We start from the raw sequence: 5,904 nt of genomic DNA, 5'->3' as shown, positions 1-5,904 counted from the left end.
GCAGTGATCCCATCGCACGGCGATGCCGGCCAGCGGCCGGCACTACCGCGGCATCAGCCCAGCGCTTCGGCCACCGCGCGGAACACCTGCTGCATCTGCAGCGGCTTACGCAGCACGTGCACTTCCACGCCAGCGGGGAATGCATCGGCCGATACATCCACCGTTGCGTCTTCCAGCACCAGCGCCGGGCCGCGATAGCCCAGTACAGCCATCTCGCCCAGCAGCTGGCTGGCCGGCAGCAGCTTGGAACCGGCATCGGCGATCACCAGTGCCGGCAACGCCTCCTGCTGCATCCAGCGCAGCGCCGCCGGGCCATCGGAGGCCAGCTGCAACTGGTAACCCTGGCTGGACAGCGCGTTGCCGAGCAGCGACAGGCGCGTGGCTTCGCCGTCAACCACCAGGATCGACTGGCCACTGCCCAGCGCCACCAGCTGCTCGATCGGCTCGCTGCCATCGATGGCCTCATGCATCGGCAGGCGCAGCTCGAAGCAGGTGCCCTGCCCCGGCTGGCTGTTGACGTGGATGCTGCCACCGGCGCCTTCAACGATGCGCTTGCAGGAAATCAGCCCCAGGCCGGTGCCATCGGCCTTGGTGGTGAAGAACGGATTGAACAGGTGCGACAGCGTGTCCGCATCCATGCCGATGCCTTCATCGGCCACGCAGATCTGCATCCAGTCCACGCCATCGCGCTCGCCGGCATGGCTGGCAGTCAGGCTCAGGCGCCCGCCGTTGGGCATCGCCTGGATCGCGTTGAGCGCCAGGTTCAGCATCACCTGCTGCAGTTCGGTGTAGTTGGCGTCGACCACCAGGCCTTCGTCCTGCACCTGCAACTCCAGGCGCACCGCATCGGGCACGTTGCTGCGCAACAGCAGCGCCACCGCATCGAACAGGCCATCGATCTCGATGCGCTCGCTCGGCTTGCGCGAACCGCGCACGAACGACAGCATCGATTCGGCCATCTCATGGCCACGGCGGCCGCACTCGGCGATGACATCGGCCAGGTGGTGCAGCTGCGGATCGTCGGTACGCGCCTTCAGCAGGTCCGGCATGATCAGCAACGGCTGCAGGATGTTGCGCAGGTCGTGGCTGAGCCCGGCTGCGAGCAGCGACAGGCTTTCCAGGCGCTGTGCGCGCATCAGCTCGGTTTCCACCCGTGCGCGCTCGATCGCGCTGCGTGCATCGCGGATCGCACGCGCCACCGCCGACGGCAGGCGCGCCGGCAGGTGCTTGATGATGTAATCGTTGGCGCCCTTCTGCAGCGCCGCCACCGCATTCTCCTCACCCATGGTGCCGGAGACGAAGATGAAGGGCACTTCCGGTGAGGTCTCGCGCACGATGCGCAGCGCGTCATCACCGGAGAACCCCGGCATGCTCAGGTCGGACAGCACGATGTCCGGCTGGAACGCGACCAGTGCCTGGCGCAGTTCGGCCTCGCTTTCGACGCGCTCGAAACGGGCCTCCAGGCCCGCGTCGAGCATCTGTTCGGACATCAGCTCGGCATCTTCCGGTGAGTCCTCCACCAGCAGGATGCGCAGCGCCCCCAGGGCGGGACCGGTCAGGGGCATGGGCTCACTCGAGTTCCGGTGCCTGGTTGATCAACGCCCAGAACTTGCCCAGGGTCTGCACCGCGCCGAAGAACTGGTCCACGTCCACCGGCTTGACCACATAGGCGTTCACGCCCATGTCCCAGCTGCGGGCCAGGTCGCTTTCCTCGCGCGAGGACGACAGGATCACCACCGGCAGGCGCTTGAGCTCTTCGTGCTCGCGGATCTGCCGCAGCACCTCCAGGCCATCCATGCGCGGCATCTTGATGTCCAGCAGCAGCACCGCCGGCAGGCCTTCCTCGCGGTTGGCGAAGGCACCACGGCGCAACAGGTAGTCCATCACTTCCACGCCATCCTCGACGTGCACGATGGGGTTGGCCAGACGCGCCTCTTCCAGGGCGTCGATCGCCATTTCGGCATCAGCCGGGCTGTCTTCGGCGAGAAGAATGGTGCGCAGAGTGGTCATGCAGAAGGCCCTTGTTTGTCCGCATCGATCGCGGGAGGCAGGTAGAAGTGGAAGGTGGCGCCGACGTCTGGTTCGGCCTCGGCCCAGATACGGCCGCCATGACGGGTGAGCACGCGGCGCACGCTGGCCAGGCCAATGCCGGTACCCGGGTAGTCGCTGGCCTTGTGCAGGCGCTGGAAGACACCAAACAGCTTGCCGGCGTAGGCCATGTCAAAGCCTGCACCATTGTCGCTGACCGTGAACTGATGACCGCCGTCAGGCTGCGGCTGGTAGTCCACGCGGATCTTCGCTGGTTCGCGGTTGCCCGAGTACTTCACCGCGTTGCCGAGCAGGTTCAGCCAGACCTGGCGGATCATGTTCTCATCGCCCACCACGATCGGCAGCGGCGCGATGCTCCACTCCACGTGGTGCGCATGGCCGCTGTTCTCGGCTTCGGCCTGCAGGTTGGAATCGAGCATTGCGCGCGTATCGGCCACCAGCGACTGCATGTCCACCGCCTGCTGGCGCATTGCCGCACGGCCCAGCCGCGAGTAGACCAGCAGGTCGTCGATCAGTGCCGCCATGCGCCGCGCCGAACTGGAGATCACCTCCAGGTAATGGCGGCTCTTGTCATCGGCGGCGTCGCCCAGATGGCGCGACAGCTTGTCGGAGAAACCGGCCACGTGGCGCAGTGGTGCACGCAGGTCGTGCGACACCGAGTAGCTGAAGGCTTCCAGTTCCCTGTTGACCTCGGACACCTGCGCAACCTTGCCTTCCAGCTGGCGGTTCAGTTCCTCCACCCGCAGCTGCACGGCACGCTGCACGGTGACGTCGCTGACCGTGAGCAACACCACTTCGTCGTCGGTGTCCGGCAGCGGCATGCGCCGCGCGTTGAGCAGCATGTAGCGCACCATGCCATCGGCGGCGCGCTGTTCATGCTCGAAGTCCCACAGTTCGCGGCCGCGCAACAGCACATCGGACAGTCGCTGGCGCATCACCGGGTCTTTCCATGCACCGTCGCCGACAGTGTCCAGCAACAGGCCATCGGCGCGTTCATCCTGCAGCCCGTACAGCTCGGCGAAGGCAGGGTTGTGCAGCTGCACACGCAGGTCGCGGTCGAGCAGCACGATCGGCTCACGCACGGTCTGCAGCACCGAGGCTGCACGCGCGGCCGAACGCAGCGACTGTCGTTCGGCATGCAGGCGGCGACCGATCTGCCGCTGCAGCAGCCACAGCACCAGGCCAAGCAGCGCCAGCTGGATCACCAGCGAACTCCACGACACCAGCTCGGTCTGCTTGCGCTGGCGTGCGGCCTGCTCGGCGCGCTGTGTCAGCAGCTTCTGCTCGCTCGCCTGCAGTTCCTCCACCAGGCCACGGATCGGATAGCGCGTGCTCAGGTCCTGCACCAGCTCGCGCTGATCACTGTTGGGTTCGGACTTTGCCAGTTCGCGGGCAAGCGCCATGCGCCCTTCCAGCATCGACTCGATACGGCCGATGCGGATCAGCTGCTCAGGATTGTCGCGGGTCATCCGGCCCAGTTCAGCCAGGCGACCGGGAAGGTCATTGGCTTTGGCCATGCGCTCGCGCAGGCCAGGCGCATCCACACCCTTGGACAGGGTCAGCGCAGCCGATTCGACATCGCGTACATCGGCCTGCAGCTGCTGCAGGGCCACACCCACGGCCTGGGTATGATTGACCCAGGCCATCGCATCTTCGCTGTCCTGCTGCAGTTGGCGCAGGGTCAACCACGGCACCACGATGATCGCGGCAGCAGCCAGCGCCAAGGCTGGCAACCGCCAACGGTCCCAGATGTCATCACTGAAAACCAGCGCCATAGTTCCTCGTCAGCACAGCCGCGGAGCGTAGGCCGATACCGGCCCGGCTGCGGCGGAACGGGCAATATAGCGCAGGCGGTCACAACTCTGGAGTTTCCAGCCTGGTTGGCTGAACGGGTTCGGAATCCGGTGCTGTAGAGCCGAGCCCACGCTCGGCTGCAACCCAAAGGGCAGTCGAGCAAGCTCGACTCTACCCAGGCAGCGGGCGCCCCAAGCGGGGCCCCCTCCGGGGTCAGCGCTTGGCAGCAGCGCTGACCTTCAATGCAGCGGCATCGACGCGGGTCACGCCCTTGATGCCCTTGGCGGTGGTGACCGCCTTGTCCTTCTCGGCCTGGGTGGCCACGGCACCACTCAGGCTGACCACGCCGTTCACGGTTTCCACCTTGATTTCAGTGCCCGGAACGTTGCTGCTGGCCAGCAGATCGGCCTTCACCTTGGTGGTGATCCAGGTATCGGTCACCGGCTCGTTGGAGTCATGGCGATCAGCATGGGTTGCCGGATGGGTGCTGGTCGGCGGGCTCTTCGCGGCCGGGTCCTTGGCGAATGCAGCCGAGGAGGACAGCGCCAGGCCCAGGGTCAGGGCGGAAGCAATCAGCGTGCGGGTGGTATTGCTCATCGTGTCGTACTCCTTCGGGATGTGCTGCCAGTCTGGACAAGCCGCCGTAGAGCAGGCGTGGCGTTGCGGTCATGCCGCTGTGAATCGAGGCGATTCCAACGGCAACGGTTCAGTTTTGGCCTGTACGCAGGTGTCGTTTACCCTGCCCTTCCCCATTGCCGGAGCCGTCTCATGCGCCCCGACCTGCAACTGGCCCTGATCGGCTACGGCCTCGCCGGCCGCGTCTTCCATGCGCCGCTGATCCAGCACACGCCCGGGCTGGTGCTGCACAGCATCGTCAGTTCGCAGCGCGACACGTTGCTGCGCGCGTTCAGCGACGTGCACGTGCGCGCCACGCCGCAGGAGGTGTTCGACGACCCGGCGGTGGACGCGGTGGTGATCGCCACTCCGAACGCACAACACGCACCGCTGGCGATCGCGGCGTTGGCTGCGGGCAAGCATGTGCTGGTCGACAAGCCGTTCGCGCTGGATGTCGCTGAAGCCGAAGCGGTGCTGGCTGCGGCACGTGATGCCGGACGCATCGCGACCGTGTTCCAGAACCGGCGCTTCGATGCCGACTTCCTCACCCTGCAGGCGCTGCTGGCCGAAGGCGCGCTCGGTGACGTGGCCGAGTGCCATGCGCACTTCGACCGCTACCGGCCGCAGGTGCGCGACCGCTGGCGCGAGCAGGACGGACCGGGCAGCGGCCTGTGGTACGACCTCGGACCGCACCTGCTGGACCAGATGCTGGTGCTGTTCGGCTGGCCCGAGGCCATCGATGCCGATCTGGCCGTGCAACGCGAAGGTGGCAGCGGCATCGATTACTTCCACGCGGTACTGCACTACCCGAGGCATCGCGCGATCGTGCATGCCGGTTCGCTGGTGGCGGCCCCCACGCCGCACTTCAGTGTGCATGGCAGTCGTGGCAGCTGGATCAAGCATGGGCTGGACGTGCAGGAGGCACAGCTGCGGCGCGGTGTTGCGCCAGGAGCGCCAGGCTGGGGCATCGACCCACGGCACGGCGAGCTGGTGCGCTGCGATGCTGAGGACAATGTGCAGCGCAGTACCGTGGACAACCTGCCGGGCGACTACCGGCGGCTGTATTCGCAGTTCGCGGCGGCGATGCACGGCGATGGCGAGCCGACGGTCAGTGCGGTGCAGGCACTGCAGCTGATGCGGTTGCTGCAGGCCGGCATGGACAGCGCGCGCGAAGGGCGGCGAATCGCGTTGGGGTGATCGGCAGGGCTGCGCCCTGCACCTGCCGAATCAACGGCAACGTCAACGTCAACGTCAAAAGCGGGCATTCCGTGGATGGCGGGGTGGGTCCGACGGTAGGTGTCGACCTTGGTCGACACATCGACGTGGAAACCATCGGAGACGGCTTTTGTAGAGTCGAGCCATGCTCGACTGGCTTCATGGGGTCGGGGGCCCTCGGCGACCCCGACAGGCTCCACCCCACCCCCCCGGGAGACAGATTATTGATGG

5 protein-coding genes are annotated in these 5,904 nt (G+C 66.4%); 1 reads left to right on the top strand and 4 read right to left on the bottom strand.

Going from position 1 to position 5,904, the window contains the following annotated elements; translation table 11 throughout:
* Window positions 1-53: 53 nt before the first annotated feature.
* The 4 genes from ABE423_RS20415 to ABE423_RS20400 all read right to left on the bottom strand — a co-directional run bounded on the left by ABE423_RS20415 (window position 54) and on the right by ABE423_RS20400 (window position 4,440).
* Complete coding sequence (locus ABE423_RS20415) at window positions 54-1,565, bottom strand: ATP-binding protein (protein ID WP_346487324.1); 1,512 nt, start codon at window positions 1,563-1,565, stop codon at window positions 54-56.
* Between the two features lie 4 nt (window positions 1,566-1,569).
* Window positions 1,570-2,010 carry a response regulator gene (locus ABE423_RS20410; RefSeq protein ID WP_005411057.1) on the bottom strand — a complete coding sequence of 147 codons (441 nt, stop codon included), beginning with the start codon at window positions 2,008-2,010 and terminating at the stop codon, window positions 1,570-1,572.
* The gene (locus tag ABE423_RS20405) at window positions 2,007-3,824 is read right to left on the bottom strand and encodes an ATP-binding protein (protein ID WP_032130516.1); all 1,818 of its coding nucleotides are present in this window, start codon (window positions 3,822-3,824) and stop codon (window positions 2,007-2,009) included. The genes ABE423_RS20410 and ABE423_RS20405 overlap by 4 nt, the downstream gene beginning before the upstream one ends.
* Window positions 3,825-4,056: 232 nt before the next feature.
* Window positions 4,057-4,440: a BON domain-containing protein gene (locus ABE423_RS20400; protein WP_006470382.1), complete on the bottom strand. Its 384-nt coding sequence runs from the start codon at window positions 4,438-4,440 to the stop codon at window positions 4,057-4,059.
* A gap of 171 nt (window positions 4,441-4,611) precedes the next feature.
* On the opposite strand from ABE423_RS20400, the gene ABE423_RS20395 reads away from it, so the two are divergent.
* Window positions 4,612-5,655 carry an oxidoreductase gene (locus ABE423_RS20395; protein WP_293794433.1) on the top strand — a complete coding sequence of 348 codons (1,044 nt, stop codon included), beginning with the start codon at window positions 4,612-4,614 and terminating at the stop codon, window positions 5,653-5,655.
* The last annotated feature ends 249 nt before the right edge of the window (window positions 5,656-5,904 follow it).

It is taken from the genome of Stenotrophomonas sp. TWI1409 (genome assembly GCF_039673015.1).
In the GTDB taxonomy this organism is placed as follows: domain Bacteria; phylum Pseudomonadota; class Gammaproteobacteria; order Xanthomonadales; family Xanthomonadaceae; genus Stenotrophomonas; species Stenotrophomonas maltophilia_A.
Note: the sequence above shows the minus strand (reverse complement) of the source record. Positions and strands in the feature narration are given on the sequence as shown.

What these genes read in the sequence shown, in the direction of transcription:
- ABE423_RS20405 (WP_032130516.1), bottom strand. Translation starts at nt 3,824, where the DNA reads ATGGCGCTGGTTTTCAGTGATGACATCTGGGACCGTTGGCGGTTGCCA.
- ABE423_RS20415 (WP_346487324.1), bottom strand. Translation starts at nt 1,565, where the DNA reads ATGCCCCTGACCGGTCCCGCCCTGGGGGCGCTGCGCATCCTGCTGGTG.
- ABE423_RS20395 (WP_293794433.1), top strand. Translation starts at nt 4,612, where the DNA reads ATGCGCCCCGACCTGCAACTGGCCCTGATCGGCTACGGCCTCGCCGGC.
- ABE423_RS20410 (WP_005411057.1), bottom strand. Translation starts at nt 2,010, where the DNA reads ATGACCACTCTGCGCACCATTCTTCTCGCCGAAGACAGCCCGGCTGAT.
- ABE423_RS20400 (WP_006470382.1), bottom strand. Translation starts at nt 4,440, where the DNA reads ATGAGCAATACCACCCGCACGCTGATTGCTTCCGCCCTGACCCTGGGC.